Consider the following 17309-nt stretch of genomic DNA (forward strand, 5'->3'; position numbering starts at 1 on the left):
CCCTGGTCCCCGACCCTGGTCCCCGGCCTCGGCCGCACATCCGGCCGCGGACCCGGCCGCGGACCCGGGCCCCGGTCCGAAGTCCGGCGTCGTTCAATCGCGTCCCGCGTACATCCGCGCGATCACGTCCTCGATGTCCGGCTCCCGCACCGACAGGTCCAGCAGCGGATAGCGCGCCGCCACCTCCGCCACCAGCGGCGCCGCCGAGGTTCCCGCCGGGAACGCCAGCCACTGCCGCGGGCCGTCCACCTTCACCACCCGCGCCCCCGCCACGCTGATTTCCGGAAACTCCCGCTCCAGGTCCACCACCAGCGTCCGCTCGCTCTCCCCCATCGAGTGCAGCCCGGTCAGCGGCCCGTCGTACATCAACCGCCCGTGGTCGATCACCATCACCCGCTCGCACAACTGCTCGATGTCTTGCAGGTCGTGGGTCGTCAGGAGCACCGTCGTACCGAGTTCCTCGTTCAACTGCCGCAGGAAGCCCCGCACCTTGGTCTTGCTCACCAGATCGAGCCCGATCGTCGGCTCGTCCAGGTACAGCACGTCCGGATCGTGCAGCAGTGCCGCCGCGATGTCCCCGCGCATCCGCTGGCCCAGCGACAGCTGCCGCACCGGTACGTCCAGCAACTCGGCCAGGTCCAGGCGGTCCACGCAGCGCTCCAGGTTCTCCTTGAACCTGGCCTCGGGGATCCGGTACATCCGCCGCATCAGCCCGTACGAGTCCTTCAGCGGCAGGTCCCACCACAGCGTCGTCCGCTGCCCGAACACCACCCCGATCCGGTGCGCGAGCCGCATCCGCTCCCGGGCCGGGTCGATGCCCGCGACGCGCAGCCGGCCGCCGCTGGGGGTGAGGATGCCGGTCAGCATCTTGATCGTGGTCGACTTCCCGGCGCCGTTGGGCCCGATGTAGCCGACCACCTCCCCCCGCGCCACCTCGAAGCTGATTCCGTCCACAGCCCTGACCTGCCGTTTCTCCCGGCGCATCAGACTCACCCTGCGGCGTACGTCGAAGACCTTCTCGACCCCGTCCAACGCGATCAGCACATCCGTGCTCGTGCTCGTGCCCGCCACTCTCAGCTCAGCTCCCCGTACTCCGGTACGAACGAAGACCCGCGCGCCACGCCAGCGACGCGGGTACGAACACCACCACCGCCACCAGCGGGCTCAGGAACGCCACCCACCCCGGCAGCTCCAGCGGGTACGGCCGCCCCAGCACGTACAGGGCGGGCAGCCAGTTCACGAAGGCCAGCGGCACGATGAAGGTGACCCCGCGCAGCAGGTCCGCCGCGAACACCGTCGGCGGGTACTGGAGCATCGTGTTCCCGCCGTACGTGAAGGAGTTCTGCACTTCCGCCGCGTCCCCGGCGACGAACTGGAACGCCGCCCCGGCCACCAGCACCGCCCCGAAGATCGCCGCCCCGGCCACGATCATCACGGGCATCAGCAGCACCTTCGCGGCCGTCCAGTCCACGTCCAGGGCCACGACCGCCCAGACCAGCACCGCCAGCCCCTGCCCGGTCCGCCCGACCCTGCGCAGCGCGAAGCGGTCCGCGGCGACCTGTGCGAGCACCGGGACCGGGCGCACCAGCATGGTGTCGAGCGAGCCGTCGCGGATGCGGGCTCCGACCCGGTGCGTATTGCCGAGGACCAGGTCCGCGATCCCCAGGGAGATCGAGGAGGACCCGTACAGCAAGGCGATCTCGGGCAGCGTGAAGCCGCCGAGCGCGTGCACGTGCGAGAACATGATCCAGATCGCGACGAAGTCGAGGAGCTGGATCGCCGCGTTCCCGAAGGCGGACAGGAAGAACGACGTGCGGTACGTCATCGTCGACCGGACCCACATCGCCACGATCAGCCCGTAGCCGCGCAGCCCTTCCACGGCCCGGTTCCGCTTCGGCACGTCGATCGGTACGCCGATCGGTACGCCGATCGGTACGCCGATCGCCCCGTCGAACGGCAGGCCACCCCCTCGCCGCGCGCCCGCCACCGCGCCCGGCGCTGCGCCCGCCACCTCCGCCACCTCCGCCGCACCCGACGCCCCCAGCGCATCAGCCACCTTGGACCACCACCTTCCGCGTAGCCGCCGACTGCAACAGCCGTCCCGCGCCCAGCAGTACGAGCACCCACCCCGCCTGGAAGCCCAACGCCCCCACCGCGCCCCCCGCACCGGCGTGCTCGCCCATCAGCACGTCCAGCGGCACCTGGATCATCGCGGACCACGGGAGGAGGCGGACGAACTCGCCGAATCCGCCCGGGAACACCGTCAACGGCAGCAGCATCCCCGAGAAGAAGATCGTGACGACGACGGCCATCAGGTTGATCCCCGTCCCGTCCATCAGCCAGAACGCGGCCAGCCCCAGCAGGTACCGCACCGCGAAGCTGACGAGCAGCCCGAGCAGTACGGACACCAGGAACAGCAGCCAGCGCAGCGCATCGGCAGGCAGCGCCAGTTGGAACGCCAGCGCCCCCGCGAGCAGCGGCACCACCCCGCGCCCGAGCAACTGGAAGCCCGCCCGCCCCAGATCGGCCGCCAGCCACCACATCTGCAGGTCGGCCGGCCGGTACAGGTCGACGGCGATGTCACCCGTACGAATGCGTTCCTGCATCTCCTCCTGGAAGCCGCCGCCGATGAGCGCGCCCGCGGCGAGCAGCGACTGGCTCACCCAGACGAAGGTCAGGGCCTGCGCCTGGTCGTAGCCGCCCAGCCCGGGTCGTTCGTCCCACAACGCGACGTACGTGTAGGCGAGGATGAAGCCGAAGACGGTGTTGGTGAACACCCCTGCCGCCGTCGCCGTCCCGTAGGTGGCGTACCGCCGGAACCCGCCGGCCGCGACGGCCGGATAGAGCCATGCCCTGCGAGCCGTTCCCTGGCGCACCGTATCCCTCCGTTTTCCCGGTCGTTCCTACGTCGGCCAAAGCGCGCGAGCTTAGTGCGGAGGGGCGATCCACGCGACCGATTTACGCCCGTCCGACGCGGAATGAGTGGCCATCGGGTAGACAGCATGAGGTACAGACGTGGATATTTCGTACGGCAGTGTCGAGGAGTCCTGGCGATGAGCGACCAGTCACCACCACCGGGCTGGACGCCTCGTGACCCGGACGCGCCGGCCGGCCCCGCAGGACCTCCCGCGCGGCCGCAGCCGCGGCCGTCGAGCGCGTCCCGGAGCCCCGAGGGCTCCCGGAGCGGCAGGCGGGCCCGCAAGGACGCCAAGAGGGCGGAGCGGAGACGGAAGCGGACCGGCTGGCGCCGCCTGATTCCCACCTGGCGCATGGTCCTCGGCGCCGTCCTGCTGCTCGCCCTGCTGGTCGTCGGCGCCCTGGTGGCCGGCTACCTGCTGGTCCACATCCCGCCCGCCAACGCCGCCGCGACCGCACAGTCCAACCTCTACCTCTACGCCGACGGATCCCAGCTCGCGCGCGACGGCGAGGTCAACCGCGTCAACGTCCCGCTGTCGCAGATTCCCCGCACGGTGCAGGAAGCCGTACTGGCCGCCGAGGACCGGGACTTCTACTCCGAACGGGCGGTGGACCCGAAGGCGATGCTCCGCGCCGCCTGGAACACGGCGACCGGCAAGGGCACCCAGTCCGGCTCGACCATCACCCAGCAGTACGTCAAGAACTACTACCTGGGCCAGGAACAGACGATCAAGCGGAAGGTCAAGGAGTTCTTCATCGCGATCAAGCTCGGTCGCGAGAAGTCGAAGGACTACATCCTTGAGGGCTACCTGAACACCAGCTACTTCGGCCGCAACGCGTACGGCATCCAGGCCGCCGCCCAGGCGTACTACGGCAAGGACGTCGGCAAACTCACCACCGCCGAGGGCGCGTACCTCGCCACCCTCCTCAACTCCCCCAGCGCCTTCGACGTCGTGTCCCACCCGCAGAGCCGCGACCGCGCGCTCGCCCGCTGGAACTACGTGCTCGACGGCATGGTCAAGAAGCAGTGGCTGCCGGCGACCGAGCGGGCCGCGACCCGGTTCCCCGAACCCGGCAAGGTCCGCCCGGCCGCCGGACTCTCCGGCCAGCGCGGCTACCTCGTCGAGGCCGTCAAGGACTACGTCGTCGAACACAAGATCCTCGACGAGAAGACCCTCGCCGAGGGCGGCTACCGCATCACCACGACCATCGACAGGCGCCGCCAGAACGCCTTCGTCGACGCGGTCGAGGAGAAGATGGCCGACGAGCTCGACCCGGAGGCGCGCAAGGCCGACCGCGTCGTCCGGGCGGGCGGGGTCTCCATCGACCCGGCCACGGGCAAGGTCGTCGCCATGTACGGGGGCGTCGACTACACGAAGCAGTACGTCAACAACGCGACCCGGCACGACTACCAGGTGGCCTCCACCTTCAAGCCGTTCGTGTTCGCCGCCGCCGTCGAGAACGACTCCCGCACCCAGGACGGTCGGCTGATCACCCCCAACACCGTCTACAACGGCGACAACAAGCGCCGCGTCGTCGGCACCCGCACCCCCTACGCCCCCGAGAACGAGGGCCAGATCTCCTACGGGAACATCCCCGTCAGCACCGCCACCGACCTCTCCGTCAACGCCGTGTTCGCGCAGATGGTCGTCGACGTCGGCACCGCCAAGGTCAAGCGGACCGCCATCGACCTCGGCGTCCCCGAGGACACCCCGAACTTCGTCGCGAGCCCCGCGATGGCGCTCGGCACCATGCAGGCCAGCGTCCTGGACATGACCCAGGCCTACGCGACCCTCGCCGACCACGGCCGCCGCACCCCGTACACCCTCGTCGAGAAGATCACCAAGGGCGGCGCCGACGTCCCCCTGCCCGACCGCACCCCGAAGCAGGTCATCAGCCGCGAAGCCGCCGACACCACCACGTCCATGCTGGTCTCCGTCGTCGACAACGGCACCGGTACGGCCGCCCTCGCCGCCGGACACCCGGCCGCCGGCAAGACCGGCACCGGCGAACTGGACCGCTCCGCCTGGTTCGCGGCCTACACCCCGGACCTGGTCACGGTCGTCTCGATGATGGGCCAGGACCCCGACACGGGAGCCCTGGAATCCCTGTACGGGGCGCTCGGCGAGGCCCGGATCGGGGGCGGCGGCTACCCGGCCCGGATCTGGGCGCAGTACACGAAGACGGCCCTGGAGGGCAGCGACCCCCTGGACTTCGACCTCGAACTCCAGCCGGGCGCGGCCCCGTCGCCGCCGCCGTTCGTCCCGAGCAACCCGGAGCCGACGCCGGACGAGGAGAGCACCTCGCAACCCCCGGCACCGCCGAGCCGACCGAACCGACCGAACCGGCCGACGCCGCCCACCGCCGGCCAGGACCAGGGCGGCCAGGACCAGGGCCAGGAGCAGGGCCAGGACCAGGGGCAGAACACCGACGGCCAGAGCACGGAGGGCGACACCACCGGGGGCCGGACCGACACGGGCACCTCCACCGGAACGACCACGGGGACGACGGGCGGTACCACGACGGGCACCACGGCCGGCGTCCTGGGCGGCGTCACGGGCGGCCGGCGCGGCCGTCCGCCGTCGGAGTACCTGGAATAGGCGCCGGAAGGCCGGTGGTCATCGGCCCGTGGCCGGTGGCCCGTGGTCAGTGCCCGGAGGTCGCCTTCAGCCCCACCACGGCCACCAGCAACAGACAGATGAAGAAGATCCGGGCGGCGGTGACGGGCTCACCCAGCACCGCCATGCCGAGCACCGCCGCCCCGGCCGCACCGATGCCCACCCACACGCCGTACGCGGTACCGATGGGCAGGGTCTTGGCCGCGTACGAGAGCAGCACCATGCTGGCGACGATCCCGGCACCGGTGAACACGCTGGGCCACAAACGGGTGAAGCCCTCGGTGAACTTCATACCGATCGACCAGCCGACCTCAAGCAGACCGGCGACGAGAAGCAGGACCCAGGCCATGACGGCACCTCCGGAACGAGAGCGAACGGGGTGCGTCGTCTTGTCTTGCAGCCACGGCCACCCGGTACGGCGCGTCTCGTCGGGGTTCCCCACCACCGTAGCAAAACCCGTGCAAAAGGGCCGGTGACACCGGTCACCGGCCCTTTTGCACGGGAAACGATCTAGAGGTACAGCCCGGTGGAGTCCTTGGACCCTTCCAGCCGCTCCGCGGCCACGGCGTGCAGGTCCCGCTCGCGCATCAGCACGTACGTCGCACCCCGCACCTCGACCTCGGCCCGGTCCTCGGGGTCGTACAGCACCCGGTCGCCCGGCTCCACACTGCGTACGTTCTGCCCGACCGCGACCACCTCGGCCCAGGCCAGCCGCTTGCCGACGGCAGCGGTCGCCGGGATCAGGATGCCGCCGCCCGAGCGCCGCTCGCCCTCGGGCGAGTCGGACTTCACGAGCACACGGTCGTGCAGCATGCGGATCGGCAGCTTGTCGTGGGTGGTGTTGGTGTCGTCGCTCACGCCACGAACCTACCCGTCCGCGCCCCGCCCGTGCGCCGCAGGGTCATCAGCGCTTGCGCCGCGCCGAGGTCACGAGCACGCCGATCACACCCGCGGCGAGCAGCGCGACGGGCACGATCCGCTCGAAGCGCGGGGTGCCGTCGTCGTTCCGCAGACCGTCCCGCACGTCCGTCAGGAGACGGTTCACGGCGACGACGGCACGCCCGGCGGTGTGGTCGACGGTCGAGGCGACCCTGGCCTTCGCATCCCCCATGATCGTCTTCGGGTGCACGCGCACGCCGATCTCGTCGAGCGTCTCGGCGAGCTGCTCGCGGCGGCGGACGATGTCCGCCTCGATCTGTGCGGGGGTCCTGGCTTCCGGCACCGCGCTGCCTCCGTCGTCGTCGTGGTCGGTCGTGCTCGGTCGTGCTCGGTCGTGATCGTCGTGGGGGGCGTAGCCCACCATGGACAGTCTGTCAGCTTAGTCTCGGACCGTACCGATCCCCTCCCGAGGAGACTGTTGACATGAGCGAGCGACTCCAGCCGGGCGACACCGCCCCCGCCTTCACCCTGCCCGATGCGGACGGCAACGAGGTCTCGCTCGCCGACCACGCGGGCCGCAAGGTGATCGTGTACTTCTACCCCGCGGCGCTGACGCCGGGCTGCACGAAGCAGGCCTGCGACTTCACGGACAACCTGGCCGTGCTCGCCGAGGCCGGGTACGACGTGATCGGCGTGTCCCCGGACAAGCCGGAGAAGCTGGCGAAGTTCCGCGAGCAGGAGCACCTGAAGGTCACCCTGGTCGGCGACCCGGAGAAGAAGGTCCTGGAGGCTTACGGGGCGTACGGCGAGAAGAAGCTGTACGGCAAGACGGTGACCGGGGTCATCCGCTCGACGGTGATCGTGGACGAGGAGGGCAAGGTCGAACGCGCCCTCTACAACGTCAAGGCGACGGGCCACGTAGCCAAGATCATCAAGGACCTGGGCATCTGACGTCGCCGCACGCCCCCCTGCACGGCCCGCACCACCCGGTGCGGGCCGCTCCGTTCATCGGAGGGGCAACGATGGCGGTGAGCCCGTACACGCGGGAGCGCGACTGGGGTGACGACCGTCGCGAGAACCTGCGACTGCTGTGCCCCAACTGCCACGCCGTCACCAGCACCCGGTGCCGGGGAGGGCGCCACCGCCGATAGGGGCACAACTGGGAACACAAAGCGCCGCCCTCCGGCTAGGATTGCGGCGCGAGCGGTCGTTGCTGAATGGTATAAGCGGAGGTTTTAGGTGCCTCTGGGCGAAAGCCCATGTGGGTTCGAATCCCATCGGCCGCACAAACCTTGGAACGAAGGCCCCGGTTCACGCAAGTGAGACGGGGCCTTCGGCGTGTGCGTGTGCGTGTGTGTGGGGAGGTCAGCCCACCAGGGCGCGGATGAACGGGACCAGGGCGCGGAAGGCCTGGCCCCGGTGGGAGATGGCGTTCTTTTCCGCCGGGGTGAGTTCCGCGCAGGTGCGGGTGTCGCCCTGCGGCTGGAGGATCGGGTCGTAGCCGAAGCCGCCCGTGCCCGCCGGGGTGTGGCGCAGGGTGCCGAGGAGGCGGCCCTCCACGGCGCGTTCGGTGCCGTCGGGGAGCGCCAGGGCCGCCGCGCACGCGAAGTGGGCCCCGCGGTGTTCGTCGGCGATGTCCCCGAGCTGGGCCAGCAGCAGGTCCAGGTTCGCCTTGTCGTCGCCGTGCGTGCCCGCCCACCGCGCCGAGAAGATGCCGGGGGCGCCGTTCAGGACGTCCACGCACAGACCCGAGTCGTCGGCGATCGCCGGCAGGCCCGTGGCCCGGGCCAGGGCGTGGGCCTTGAGGAGGGCGTTCTCGGCGAAGCTGACGCCGGTTTCCTTGACGTCCGGGATCTCGGGGTACGCGTCCGCGCCGACCAGCTCGTACGGCAGGCCGGCGTCGGACAGGATGGCGTGGAGCTCGGCGACTTTGCCCGCGTTGCGGGTGGCGAGGATCAGGCGGCTGGTCATGGCGCCCATTATTCCGGCCGGCTGCGAGCGGGCGCGGGTCAGCCCGGGGTGCACACCTTCGACAGTTCCTTCGCCGCGTCGGCGACCGGCTGGACGTCCGGGTTGGGGTTGCCGTTCTCGATGGCGGTGCGGACGTTCTTGACCGCGGTGGTCATGGAAGCGACGGCCTTGCTCAGGTCGGCGTTGTCCGTCTGGTCGCCGACCTTCTTGAGGTTCGTCTCGATCTGGTTCAACGCGTTCTGGGCGTCCTGGGGGCTGTTGCCGGCCTGGGAGACCGCCTGCTGGAGGTCGCCCGCGCCGTCGGTGATGGCCACGGCCGTGTTCGCGCAGTCCATCGCCGTCGAGATCGCGTCACAGGACGTCAGCGCCGGGACGGCGAGGGCCGCTGCGAGGACGACCGCCGCTATGCGGTGCTTCGGGTTCATGGTTCGGGTCTCCAAGGGGCCGGGAAGAACGTGGGTGCGAGGACGGGCGCACGGCTTTGACACCGTGCGCCCGTGTAGAGGAGGACGCCCGAGCGCCCTCTGCGGTTCTGGCTGGCGCCCGCCGCGAGCCGGCTAGAGCTGGAGCGCGCCCAGCTGGATGGCTTCGAGGTCGGCGCAGCCGCCGGCGGCCAGGTCCAGGAGGGCGTTGAGCTCCTTGCGGTCGAAGGGCTCGCCTTCGGCGGTGCCCTGGACCTCGACGAAGCGGCCGTCGCCGGTGCAGACCACGTTCATGTCGGTCTCGGCCCGCACGTCTTCCTCGTAGCAGAGGTCGAGCAGCGGGACGCCGTCCACGATGCCGACGCTGACGGCGGCGACGGTGCCGGTGAGGGGCTTGCGGCCGGCCTTGATCAGCTTCTTTTGCTGGCCCCAGGCGACGGCGTCGGCGAGGGCGACGTAGGCACCGGTGATGGCGGCGGTGCGGGTGCCGCCGTCGGCCTGGAGGACGTCGCAGTCCAGGACGATCGTGTTCTCGCCGAGGGCCTTGTAGTCGATGACGGCGCGCAGGGAGCGGCCGATGAGGCGGGAGATCTCGTGGGTGCGGCCGCCGATCTTGCCGCGTACGGATTCGCGGTCGCCGCGGGTGTTGGTGGAGCGGGGCAGCATCGAGTACTCGGAGGTGACCCAGCCTTCGCCGCTGCCCTTGCGCCAGCGCGGGACGCCTTCGGTGAAGGAGGCGGTGCAGAAGACCTTGGTGTCGCCGAAGGAGATGAGGACGGAGCCCTCGGCGTGCTTGCTCCATCCGCGTTCGATGGTGACCGGGCGGAGCTGTTCGGGCGTGCGGCCGTCGATGCGAGACATGGGTCCGAGCCTAGTCGGTGCCGGCCCGGGCCCGTGTCCGTGGGCGAAGTCCCCGGCTTCCACGCGAAGACCCCGTCCGGGTGCGTGCGGGACGGGGTCTCGTGGGGTGTGCCGGCGGGTGTGCGGCCACCGTGCCGGCGGTGTTGCGAGCGGGTGTTCAGCTCACATCATGTCTTCGATGTCGGCGGCGATGGGGTCGGCGTCGGTGCCGATGACGACCTGGATCGCCGTGCCCATCTTGACGACGCCGTGGGCGCCGGCGGCCTTCAGGGCGGCCTCGTCGACGAGCTCGGGGTCGACGACCTCGGTGCGCAGGCGGGTGATGCAGCCCTCGATCTCTTCGATGTTTTCGATGCCGCCGAGCCCGGCGACGATCTTCTCAGCCTTGGTGGCCATGCGTTTCTCCCTGAGTTCTACGAAGAACGAGTCTCGGCGGTCCAGGTCCAGCCAGCGCGGCCCGCTTTGTCACGGTAGCCCACTGTTGGCCCAGCTACGCGAGCGCGGGTCCAGCTTCTGCCGAATGATGACGATCAGCAGCAACCTGCCCTCCGGGCGGGTGGATGCGACCGCATCATAAGTGGTCTACACCAGTGTGCCGCACGGGACGCACCTGCCCAAACGGGCCCGCCAGGGAGGACGCCGATGAGCGCGAGCAGCGCCGCAGAAGCACCACGGCCGAAGTGGTGGAGCGGCTTGTACCCGGGGCTGCAGAAGATGGGGCGGAGCCTGCAGTTGCCGATCGCGGTGCTGCCCGCGGCCGGACTCCTCAACGGACTCGGGCAGCCCGGCGTCTTCGGCGCGGACGGCCTGAAGTGGACGATCGTGTCCAAGGTGATGGTGGCCGCGGGCGGCGCCCTGCTGAACGCGGACCTCGGCCTGCCGCTGCTCTTCTGCATCGGCGTCGCGATCGGCATGGCCAAGAAGGCTGACGGTTCGACCGCGCTCGCGGCGGTGGCGGGCTTCCTCGTCTACCGGGGCGTTCTGCACGCCTTCCCCAACATCTGCCCGGTCGGCACCGCGAACATCGGCGGCGGCTGCCTGGGGCCGAACAACACCTTCGTGGAGTTCACTTACCAGAACCCGGGAGTGTTCGGCGGCATCATCATGGGCCTGCTCGCAGCCTGGTTCTGGCAGCGCTTCCACCGGGTCAGGCTGGTGGACTGGCTGGGCTTCTTCAACGGCCGCCGACTGGTCCCGATCATCATGGCGTTCGTGGCGATCGGGTTCGCAGCGCTCTGCCTGTGGATCTGGCCGCCGGTCGGCGACGCGCTGGAGAGCTTCTCCGACTGGCTGGTGGGGCTCGGCTCCTGGGGCGCCGGCATCTTCGGCGTCGCCAACCGCGCGCTGCTGGTGATCGGCCTGCACCAGTTCCTGAACGTGCCGGTGTGGTTCCAGTTCGGCAGCTACACCAAGCCGGACGGGCAGACGGTGCACGGCGACATCAACATGTTCCTGGCGGGCGACCCGAACGCGGGGCAGTTCCTGAGCGGCTTCTTCCCGATCATGATGTTCGCGCTCCCGGCGGCGGCACTGGCGATCACGCACTGCGCGAAGCCGGCACGGCGCAAGGAGGTCGGCGGCCTGATGCTGTCGGTGGCCCTGACGTCCTTCGTCACCGGCATCACCGAGCCCCTGGAGTACTCGTTCCTGTTCGTGGCACCGGTGTTGTACGCGATCCACGCGGTGCTGACGGGCGTGTCGATGGCAGTGACGTGGGCACTGGGCGTCCATGACGGCTTCAGCTTCTCGGCGGGGCTGATCGACTACGTCATCAACTTCGGCCTGGCGACGAAGCCGCTGCTGATCGTTCCGATCGGCCTGGGCTTCGCCGTCGTCTACTACGCCGTATTCCGTTTCGCGATCACGAAGTTCGACATCCCGACCCCGGGACGGGAGTCGGACGAGGAGATCGCGGCGATGCAGGCGGAGAACACGAAGGCATAACGGTCACCGCGCCGCGCGAGGCCCTCGGATCCCACGGATCCGGGGGCCTTCCGCTTGTCCCGGACCGCGAGTCGCCGCCACGGGCGGAATGTGGCGTAGACCACAGGAAATCGAAGGTTCCTTATCTATCCCCGACCATGCTACAACTGGTCTACACCAGCAATTGGTGTAGACCACGCGCCCTCATCGGGAACCGCGTACCCCCAACGAAGACGTCGCCGTCCCATGTCCTCCGGCGGCGCCTTGCCCTCTGGAGGAAGTTGTGACCACGGCTGCCGCCGCCCCCGCGGCCCAGAAGAAGAAGGGCTCCGGCGCGATGGCTGTCATGCAGCGCATCGGCCGCAGCCTCATGCTCCCCGTCGCGGTGATGCCCGCCGCCGCGCTCCTGGTCCGCTTCGGCCAGGACGACATGCTGGCCCGCGCGTCCTTCCCGGACTTCGTCCAGAAGCTGGCGGGCTACATGGCTGCGGGTGGCGACGCCATCCTCGGCAACATGGCGCTGCTTTTCTGCGTCGGTATCGCCATCGGCTTCGCGAAGAAGTCGGACGGCTCCACCGCGCTGGCCGCGGTCGCCGGTTACCTCGTCTTCCAGAAGGTGCTCGCCACATTCACCGACTCGCACCTGCCGAAGGTGGCCAAGGTCCTCGACGGCAAGATCGTGAACGTCGAGGCCCCGGTCAACGCCGGTGTCCTCGGCGGCGTCGTCATGGGCATCGTCGTCGCGCTGCTCTACCAGAAGTTCTACCGGACCAAGCTGCCGGACTGGGCGGGCTTCTTCGGCGGGCGCCGTCTCGTCCCGATCCTCTCCTCCTTCGCCGGTCTGGTCATCGGCATCGTCTTCGGTCTCATCTGGCCGGTGCTCGGTGCGGGACTGCACAGCTTCAGTGAGTGGCTGGTCGGTTCCGGTGCCGTCGGGGCGGGCATCTTCGGTGTCGCCAACCGTGCGCTGATCCCGATCGGCATGCACCACCTGCTGAACTCGTTCCCCTGGTTCCAGGCCGGTTCCTACACCGACGGCGGCACCGACTACCACGGCGACATCGCCCGCTTCCTGCACGGCGACCCGACGGCCGGCCAGTTCATGACGGGCTTCTTCCCGATCATGATGTTCGCCCTCCCGGCGGCCTGCCTGGCGATCACCCACGCGGCCCGCCCCGAGCGCCGCAAGGTCGTCGGCGGCATGATGTTCTCGCTCGCGCTCACCGCCTTCGTCACCGGCGTGACCGAGCCGATCGAGTTCACCTTCATGTTCATAGCCCCGGTGCTGTACGCGATCCACGCGGTCCTGACCGGTGTCTCCATGGCGCTGACCTGGGCGCTCGGCATGAAGGACGGATTCGGGTTCTCCGCCGGCGCGGTCGACTACCTGCTCAACCTGGGCAAGGCGACCAACCCGCTGGGCCTGGCGGTCGTCGGCCTGTGCTTCGCGGCCCTCTACTACGTGATCTTCCGCGTCGCGATCAGCAAGTTCAACATCCCGACGCCGGGCCGCGAGTCCGACGAGGAACTCGCCGAGCTGCTCAAGGCCGAGGCCAAGTAGGCATCGCGCACACGCGAGCCCCCGCTCTCCCTTCTCGGGAGGGCGGGGGCTTCGTCGTACGCGGCGCGCGCGCCTTACGCGCCTTACCTGTTGTACGGGTCGTGCGTCAGATCTCGTAGACGGCGCCGGCGTACGCCAGGTCGATCGGGCCGTCGTAGACCTCGCGGGCGTCGGCGAGGTTCTGGTCGGCGTCGGTCCACGGCGGGATGTGCGTAAGGACCAGCCGGCCGACCCGGCCGCCGTGCGCGAACTCCCCGGCCTCGCGGCCGTTGAGGTGGAGGTCCGGGATGTCCTCCTTGCCGTGCGTGAAGGACGCCTCGCACAGGAACAGGTCCGCGCCTTCGGCCAGCATCCCCAGCTCGGGACAGGCGCCGGTGTCGCCGGAGTAAGTGAGGGAGCGGCCGCCGTGCTCGACGCGGATGCCGTAGGCCTCGACGGGGTGGCTGACCCGCTCGGTGCGGACGGTGAACGGGCCGATCTGGAAGCTGCCGGACTTCAGGGTCCGGAAGTCGAAGACCTCGCTCATCGAGCGCTCGTCGGGGACGTCCTCGTACGCGGTCGTCAGGCGCTTCTCGGTGCCCTCGGGGCCGTAGACGGGGATCGCGGAGCAGCGGCCGCCCTCGTGCCGGTAGAAACGGGCGACGAAGTAGGCGCACATGTCGATGCAGTGGTCGGCGTGCAGATGGCTCAGGAAGATTGCGTCGAGGTCGTAGAGACCGATGTGGCGCTGCAGCTCGCCGAGGGCGCCGTTGCCCATGTCGAGGAGCAGCCGGAAGCCGTCGGCCTCGACGAGGTAGCTCGAACAGGCCGATTCCGCGGACGGGAACGACCCCGAGCAGCCGACGACGGTGAGCTTCATGGAGCGTAAACCTCCGGGGACGGTCCGTGGACGGAATGCGGGCCGTGCGTGGGTCGAGCGTAAGGCGCGAAACGTCAGGTCGCTCCTCCGCGGCAGGCCGTTGTGGGGGGAATCACCTGTCCTGTCACCCGGGGGAGCGACGGTGGGCACGGGCGTGCCGGTGCACTGCCGTGCCGGGGGGTCCGGGCGCGGCTACCTTCGGAATATGGACACGTCCTGGTGGCCCGCGGCGGCCGCGGTGGTGGCCGTGGTGCTGGTGGTGCTGGTCGTGGGGCGGCGGCCGGCGATCGGCCGGCGGGCCCCGCCGCCGCACGGACCGGGCGCGGCTCCGCAGCCGCGGGCCGGTGAGCTGTGGTCCCTCGCCGACGGGCGGCTGTGCCTGGTGCTGGCGGTGGCGTCCGTACGGGCCCACCGGGCGCGGGTCGCGTGGATCACCGCGAAGTACGACGACCGGCGGGCCGGGGTGATCCCGCTGCCGCCGGGGACGGTCGGGGCGCAGGGCCGGGCGAGCTTCCTGGAGGCTGACCGGCCGGCCGACGTGTCGGTGTGGGAGTTCGGGAGCCGGCTGGGTGTGCTGGATCCCGCGGTGTGGGACGAGGTCAAGGGACTCGGAGGTGGCGGCTGATGGGGGTGCGGCGGGCACGGGTGCGGGTGCGGCGGGTGTACGACCCGCCGGAGCCGGGGGCTGACGGCGTACGGGTCCTCGTGGACCGGCTGTGGCCGCGGGGCCTGGCGAAGGCGGTGGCGGCGGTGGACGAGTGGCCGAAGGCGGTGACCCCGTCCGGGGAGCTGCGGAAGTGGTTCCACGGGGGCGGGGGCTCGGCGGAGGAGTTCCGGTCGCGGTACGAGGCGGAGCTGGCGGAGCCGGGGGCGGTTCAGGAGCTGGAGCGGCTGCGCGCCTTGGCCGGGGCGGGCCCGGTCACCCTCTTGACCGCGGTCAAGGACCCCGCCACGAGCCACGCGGCCGTCCTGGCCGATCTACTGTCCGGCTGAGTCCCGCTCCGGCCGGCACCCGGTTCGGCCTTGCCGCCGGTCCGCTGCGCGTTACGTCCTCCCCGCCCCGGGCGGAGTCCGGGACCCCTTGTGAAGCGGCGCCACTGTCGGGGCCGGCCCCGCGCCCCAAACGCCGACGGAGCTGAATGGGACCGGCGTCGCAAGCCCCCGACCGCCGCTCGTCCGCGGCGCCACTGTCGGCGCCCCGGCCACGGCCCCGCGCCCCAAACGCCGACGGAGCTGAATGGGACCGGCGTCGCAAGCCCCCGACCGCCGCTCGTCCGCGGCGCCACTGCCGGCGCCCCGGCCCCGCGCCCGCGCCCCGGCGCCGGCGGGGCTGGGTATCCGGGGTCAGGCGGCGGGGGCCGGCTGGGTCAGGCCCAGAGTTGGCCCTGGAGGGTTTCGATCGCTTCTTTCGTCGTCGCCGCCGTGTAGACGCCCGTCGACAGGTACTTCCAGCCCCCGTCGGCCACGACGAACACGATGTCCGCCGATTCGCCGGCGGCCACCGCCTTGCGGCCCACGCCGATCGCCGCGTGCAGGGCGGCTCCCGTGGAGACGCCCGCGAAGATGCCCTCCAGCTGGAGGAGTTCGCGCGTGCGCGTCACCGCGTCCGCCGAGCCCACCGAGAAGCGGGTCGTCAGGACCGAGGCGTCGTACAGCTCCGGGACGAAGCCCTCGTCCAGGTTGCGCAGGCCGTAGACCAGGTCGTCGTACCGCGGCTCCGCCGCGACGATCTTGATGCCTTCGACGTGCTCGCGCAGGTAGCGGCCGACGCCCATCAGGGTGCCCGTCGTGCCCAGTCCCGCCACGAAGTGCGTGATCGACGGGAGGTCCCGCAGGATCTCGGGGCCCGTCGTCGCGTAGTGGGCTCCCGCGTTGTCCGGGTTTCCGTACTGGTAGAGCATCACCCAGTCGGGGTGCTCCGCCGCCAGTTCCTTGGCCACCCGGACCGCGGTGTTCGATCCGCCCGCCGCCGGCGACGAGATGATCTCGGCCCCCCACATGGCCAGCAGGTCGCGCCGCTCCCGGCTCGTGTTCTCCGGCATGACGCACACGATCCGGTAGCCCTTGAGCTTGGCCGCCATCGCGAGCGAGATGCCGGTGTTCCCCGAGGTGGGCTCCAGGATGGTGCAGCCGGGGGACAGCCTGCCGTCCTTCTCGGCCTGCTCGACCATGTGGAGCGCGGGCCGGTCCTTGATGGAGCCGGTCGGGTTCCGGTCCTCCAGCTTGGCCCAGATGCGGACGTCGTCCGAGGGCGACAGCCGGGGCAGCCGGACGAGCGGCGTGTTGCCGACCGCGGCCAGCGGGGAGTCGTAGCGCATCAGACGGAGCCGCCGGCGACCGCCGGGAGGATGGTGACGCTGTCGCCGTCCTTGAGGGCGGTGGTGATGCCGTCGAGGAAGCGGACGTCCTCGTCGTTGAGGTAGACGTTCACGAAGCGGCGGAGCTTGCCGCCGTCGACGATGCGCTCCTCGATGCCCTTGTGGCGCGTCTCAAGGTCCGCGAACAGCTCGGACAGCGTGGTGCCCTCACCGCTGACGGCCTTCTCGCCGTCGGTGTAGGTGCGGAGGATGGTGGGGATGCGGACCTCGATGGCCATGGCAGGCTCCAGTGGTGAAGTAAGGCGGGAGGGGCGTAAGGGCGCGCGGCGCGATGGCCCCCGCGCGAGGGCCTGTGGTGCTCAGGCGGCAGGACAGATGCTGCTGGCGAGGCGGCACAGGTCGACGTGCAGCCGCGCCACAAGCAGCAGCCTGCTGGGCGTCTCGATGCTCACGTCGTGGGGAACCATGCGGTCATGTTAACGATTCCCGGTCCCCCGTTTGGAGTGTGATCCCGCATCGTGGACGCAAACCGCTCACATCGTGGTCAGTAGGCTGCTACGACCTGCACTTCTTCCTCCGTGATGACGCCTTCGACGATCCGGTACGAGCGGAACTGGAACTCGCCGAGGCCGTCGGTGTCCGCCGTGGAGACCAGGACGTAGTGCGCGGCGGGCTCGTTGGCGTACGTGACGTCCGTACGGGAGGGGTAGGCCTCGGTCGCGGTGTGCGAGTGGTAGACGATCACGGGTTCCTCGTCCCGGTCGTCGAGCTCGCGGTACAGCTTGAGCAGATCCTTCGAGTCGAACTCGTAGAACGTGGGCGAGCGGGCCGCGTTGAGCATCGGGATGAACCGCTCGGGGCGGTCGGTGCCGGCCGGTCCGGCCACGACGCCGCAGGCCTCGTCGGGGTGGTCCTTGCGGGCGTGCTCGACGATCTGGTCGTACAGCGCCTGGGTGAGGGTCAGCATGGTCGACAGGATAA

The 17309-nt window shown here is 70.3% G+C and carries 21 protein-coding genes, 1 tRNA gene and 1 pseudogene; 8 read left to right on the plus strand and 15 right to left on the minus strand.

Going from position 1 to position 17309, the window contains the following annotated elements; genetic code table 11:
- Window positions 1-93 precede the first annotated feature (93 nt).
- Genes OG974_RS17295 through OG974_RS17305 form a run of 3 tightly spaced genes read right to left on the minus strand, consistent with a single transcriptional unit; the run spans window position 94 to window position 2876 of the window.
- The gene (locus tag OG974_RS17295) at window positions 94-1071 is read right to left on the minus strand and encodes an ATP-binding cassette domain-containing protein (protein ID WP_327283606.1); all 978 of its coding nucleotides are present in this window, start codon (window positions 1069-1071) and stop codon (window positions 94-96) included.
- A gap of 7 nt (window positions 1072-1078) precedes the next feature.
- Window positions 1079-2056, minus strand: coding sequence for an ABC transporter permease (locus OG974_RS17300; RefSeq protein WP_371643655.1), 978 nt, complete (start codon window positions 2054-2056; stop codon window positions 1079-1081).
- Window positions 2049-2876 carry an ABC-2 family transporter protein gene (locus OG974_RS17305; protein ID WP_328762882.1) on the minus strand — a complete coding sequence of 276 codons (828 nt, stop codon included), beginning with the start codon at window positions 2874-2876 and terminating at the stop codon, window positions 2049-2051. Before OG974_RS17305 ends, OG974_RS17300 begins: the two co-directional genes overlap by 8 nt.
- 177 nt (window positions 2877-3053) lie before the next feature.
- On the opposite strand from OG974_RS17305, the gene OG974_RS17310 reads away from it, so the two are divergent.
- Entirely contained in the window at window positions 3054-5516 is a 2463-nt protein-coding gene (locus OG974_RS17310) for a transglycosylase domain-containing protein (RefSeq protein ID WP_371643657.1), read from the plus strand.
- 46 nt (window positions 5517-5562) lie between these two features.
- On the opposite strand, the gene OG974_RS17315 is transcribed toward OG974_RS17310, so the two are convergent.
- The 3 genes from OG974_RS17315 to OG974_RS17325 all read right to left on the minus strand — a co-directional run bounded on the left by OG974_RS17315 (window position 5563) and on the right by OG974_RS17325 (window position 6756).
- Window positions 5563-5883, minus strand: coding sequence for a multidrug efflux SMR transporter (locus tag OG974_RS17315; protein ID WP_030158619.1), 321 nt, complete (start codon window positions 5881-5883; stop codon window positions 5563-5565).
- Between the two features lie 161 nt (window positions 5884-6044).
- Window positions 6045-6347: a co-chaperone GroES gene (locus OG974_RS17320; protein WP_048475576.1), complete on the minus strand. Its 303-nt coding sequence runs from the start codon at window positions 6345-6347 to the stop codon at window positions 6045-6047.
- A gap of 91 nt (window positions 6348-6438) precedes the next feature.
- The gene (locus OG974_RS17325; protein ID WP_327285658.1) at window positions 6439-6756 is read right to left on the minus strand and encodes a DUF3618 domain-containing protein; all 318 of its coding nucleotides are present in this window, start codon (window positions 6754-6756) and stop codon (window positions 6439-6441) included.
- A gap of 140 nt (window positions 6757-6896) precedes the next feature.
- Between OG974_RS17325 and bcp the strand changes: the two genes are divergently transcribed.
- The 3 genes and pseudogenes from bcp to OG974_RS17340 all read left to right on the plus strand — a co-directional run bounded on the left by bcp (window position 6897) and on the right by OG974_RS17340 (window position 7699).
- A complete protein-coding gene (gene bcp, locus OG974_RS17330) occupies window positions 6897-7364 on the plus strand; it encodes a thioredoxin-dependent thiol peroxidase (RefSeq protein WP_327283610.1) in 468 nt (155 codons plus the stop codon).
- Between the two features lie 101 nt (window positions 7365-7465).
- A pseudogene (locus OG974_RS17335) lies at window positions 7466-7564 on the plus strand (HNH endonuclease); the annotation flags it as partial.
- Between the two features lie 52 nt (window positions 7565-7616).
- Window positions 7617-7699 (plus strand) — tRNA-Leu (locus OG974_RS17340).
- A gap of 79 nt (window positions 7700-7778) precedes the next feature.
- Here OG974_RS17340 and rdgB read toward each other — a convergent pair.
- The 4 genes from rdgB to OG974_RS17360 form a co-directional block, all read right to left on the minus strand.
- Entirely contained in the window at window positions 7779-8384 is a 606-nt protein-coding gene (gene rdgB / locus OG974_RS17345; protein ID WP_371643660.1) for an RdgB/HAM1 family non-canonical purine NTP pyrophosphatase, read from the minus strand.
- 38 nt (window positions 8385-8422) lie between these two features.
- Window positions 8423-8809 (minus strand): hypothetical protein, encoded by a 387-nt coding sequence (locus OG974_RS17350; protein ID WP_327283612.1) that lies wholly within the window; start codon window positions 8807-8809, stop codon window positions 8423-8425.
- Window positions 8810-8941: 132 nt separating this feature from the next.
- Entirely contained in the window at window positions 8942-9667 is a 726-nt protein-coding gene (gene rph / locus OG974_RS17355) for a ribonuclease PH (protein ID WP_030299875.1), read from the minus strand.
- Between the two features lie 162 nt (window positions 9668-9829).
- Window positions 9830-10108 (minus strand): PTS glucose/sucrose transporter subunit IIB, encoded by a 279-nt coding sequence (locus OG974_RS17360; protein WP_328765193.1) that lies wholly within the window; start codon window positions 10106-10108, stop codon window positions 9830-9832.
- A gap of 201 nt (window positions 10109-10309) precedes the next feature.
- Here OG974_RS17360 and OG974_RS17365 point away from each other — a divergent pair, with 201 nt between their 5' ends.
- Window positions 10310-11611 carry a PTS transporter subunit EIIC gene (locus tag OG974_RS17365; protein ID WP_327283614.1) on the plus strand — a complete coding sequence of 434 codons (1302 nt, stop codon included), beginning with the start codon at window positions 10310-10312 and terminating at the stop codon, window positions 11609-11611.
- A 262-nt stretch (window positions 11612-11873) separates the two neighbouring features.
- A complete protein-coding gene (locus OG974_RS17370; RefSeq protein ID WP_327283615.1) occupies window positions 11874-13151 on the plus strand; it encodes a PTS transporter subunit EIIC in 1278 nt (425 codons plus the stop codon).
- 106 nt (window positions 13152-13257) lie between these two features.
- Here the strand turns inward: OG974_RS17370 and OG974_RS17375 are convergent, their stop codons facing one another.
- Window positions 13258-14010, minus strand: coding sequence for an MBL fold metallo-hydrolase (locus tag OG974_RS17375; RefSeq protein ID WP_327283616.1), 753 nt, complete (start codon window positions 14008-14010; stop codon window positions 13258-13260).
- Window positions 14011-14215: 205 nt separating this feature from the next.
- Between OG974_RS17375 and OG974_RS17380 the strand changes: the two genes are divergently transcribed.
- The gene (locus OG974_RS17380) at window positions 14216-14635 is read left to right on the plus strand and encodes a hypothetical protein (protein ID WP_327283617.1); all 420 of its coding nucleotides are present in this window, start codon (window positions 14216-14218) and stop codon (window positions 14633-14635) included.
- Window positions 14635-15003, plus strand: a complete 369-nt coding sequence (locus OG974_RS17385; RefSeq protein WP_327283618.1) for a DUF488 family protein — start codon at window positions 14635-14637, stop codon at window positions 15001-15003. Before OG974_RS17380 ends, OG974_RS17385 begins: the two co-directional genes overlap by 1 nt.
- A 374-nt stretch (window positions 15004-15377) precedes the next feature.
- Here the strand turns inward: OG974_RS17385 and OG974_RS17390 are convergent, their stop codons facing one another.
- The 4 genes from OG974_RS17390 to OG974_RS17405 all read right to left on the minus strand — a co-directional run bounded on the left by OG974_RS17390 (window position 15378) and on the right by OG974_RS17405 (window position 17295).
- Window positions 15378-16328, minus strand: a complete 951-nt coding sequence (locus OG974_RS17390) for a cysteine synthase (RefSeq protein WP_328762888.1) — start codon at window positions 16326-16328, stop codon at window positions 15378-15380.
- A complete protein-coding gene (locus OG974_RS17395) occupies window positions 16328-16606 on the minus strand; it encodes a MoaD/ThiS family protein (protein ID WP_327283620.1) in 279 nt (92 codons plus the stop codon). The genes OG974_RS17390 and OG974_RS17395 overlap by 1 nt, the downstream gene beginning before the upstream one ends.
- 81 nt (window positions 16607-16687) lie before the next feature.
- Window positions 16688-16795, minus strand: a complete 108-nt coding sequence (locus OG974_RS17400; protein WP_311318620.1) for a putative leader peptide — start codon at window positions 16793-16795, stop codon at window positions 16688-16690.
- Window positions 16796-16872: 77 nt separating this feature from the next.
- On the minus strand, window positions 16873-17295 hold the full coding sequence (locus OG974_RS17405) for a M67 family metallopeptidase (protein WP_327283621.1): 423 nt from the start codon (window positions 17293-17295) through the stop codon (window positions 16873-16875).
- Window positions 17296-17309 lie beyond the last annotated feature (14 nt).

It is taken from the genome of Streptomyces sp. NBC_00597 (genome assembly GCF_041431095.1).
Lineage (GTDB): Bacteria > Actinomycetota > Actinomycetes > Streptomycetales > Streptomycetaceae > Streptomyces.

Bases quoted from the DNA above. Each gene is read 5' to 3' on its own strand.
- OG974_RS17390 (WP_328762888.1), bottom strand. From the start codon at position 16,328: ATGCGCTACGACTCCCCGCTGGCCGCGGTCGGCAACACGCCGCTCGTC.
- rph (WP_030299875.1), bottom strand. From the start codon at position 9,667: ATGTCTCGCATCGACGGCCGCACGCCCGAACAGCTCCGCCCGGTCACC.
- rdgB (WP_371643660.1), bottom strand. From the start codon at position 8,384: ATGACCAGCCGCCTGATCCTCGCCACCCGCAACGCGGGCAAAGTCGCC.
- OG974_RS17405 (WP_327283621.1), bottom strand. From the start codon at position 17,295: ATGCTGACCCTCACCCAGGCGCTGTACGACCAGATCGTCGAGCACGCC.
- OG974_RS17385 (WP_327283618.1), top strand. From the start codon at position 14,635: ATGGGGGTGCGGCGGGCACGGGTGCGGGTGCGGCGGGTGTACGACCCG.
- OG974_RS17395 (WP_327283620.1), bottom strand. From the start codon at position 16,606: ATGGCCATCGAGGTCCGCATCCCCACCATCCTCCGCACCTACACCGAC.
- OG974_RS17400 (WP_311318620.1), bottom strand. From the start codon at position 16,795: ATGGTTCCCCACGACGTGAGCATCGAGACGCCCAGCAGGCTGCTGCTT.
- OG974_RS17315 (WP_030158619.1), bottom strand. From the start codon at position 5,883: ATGGCCTGGGTCCTGCTTCTCGTCGCCGGTCTGCTTGAGGTCGGCTGG.
- OG974_RS17365 (WP_327283614.1), top strand. From the start codon at position 10,310: ATGAGCGCGAGCAGCGCCGCAGAAGCACCACGGCCGAAGTGGTGGAGC.
- bcp (WP_327283610.1), top strand. From the start codon at position 6,897: ATGAGCGAGCGACTCCAGCCGGGCGACACCGCCCCCGCCTTCACCCTG.
- OG974_RS17375 (WP_327283616.1), bottom strand. From the start codon at position 14,010: ATGAAGCTCACCGTCGTCGGCTGCTCGGGGTCGTTCCCGTCCGCGGAA.
- OG974_RS17380 (WP_327283617.1), top strand. From the start codon at position 14,216: ATGGACACGTCCTGGTGGCCCGCGGCGGCCGCGGTGGTGGCCGTGGTG.
- OG974_RS17350 (WP_327283612.1), bottom strand. From the start codon at position 8,809: ATGAACCCGAAGCACCGCATAGCGGCGGTCGTCCTCGCAGCGGCCCTC.
- OG974_RS17310 (WP_371643657.1), top strand. From the start codon at position 3,054: ATGAGCGACCAGTCACCACCACCGGGCTGGACGCCTCGTGACCCGGAC.
- OG974_RS17320 (WP_048475576.1), bottom strand. From the start codon at position 6,347: ATGCTGCACGACCGTGTGCTCGTGAAGTCCGACTCGCCCGAGGGCGAG.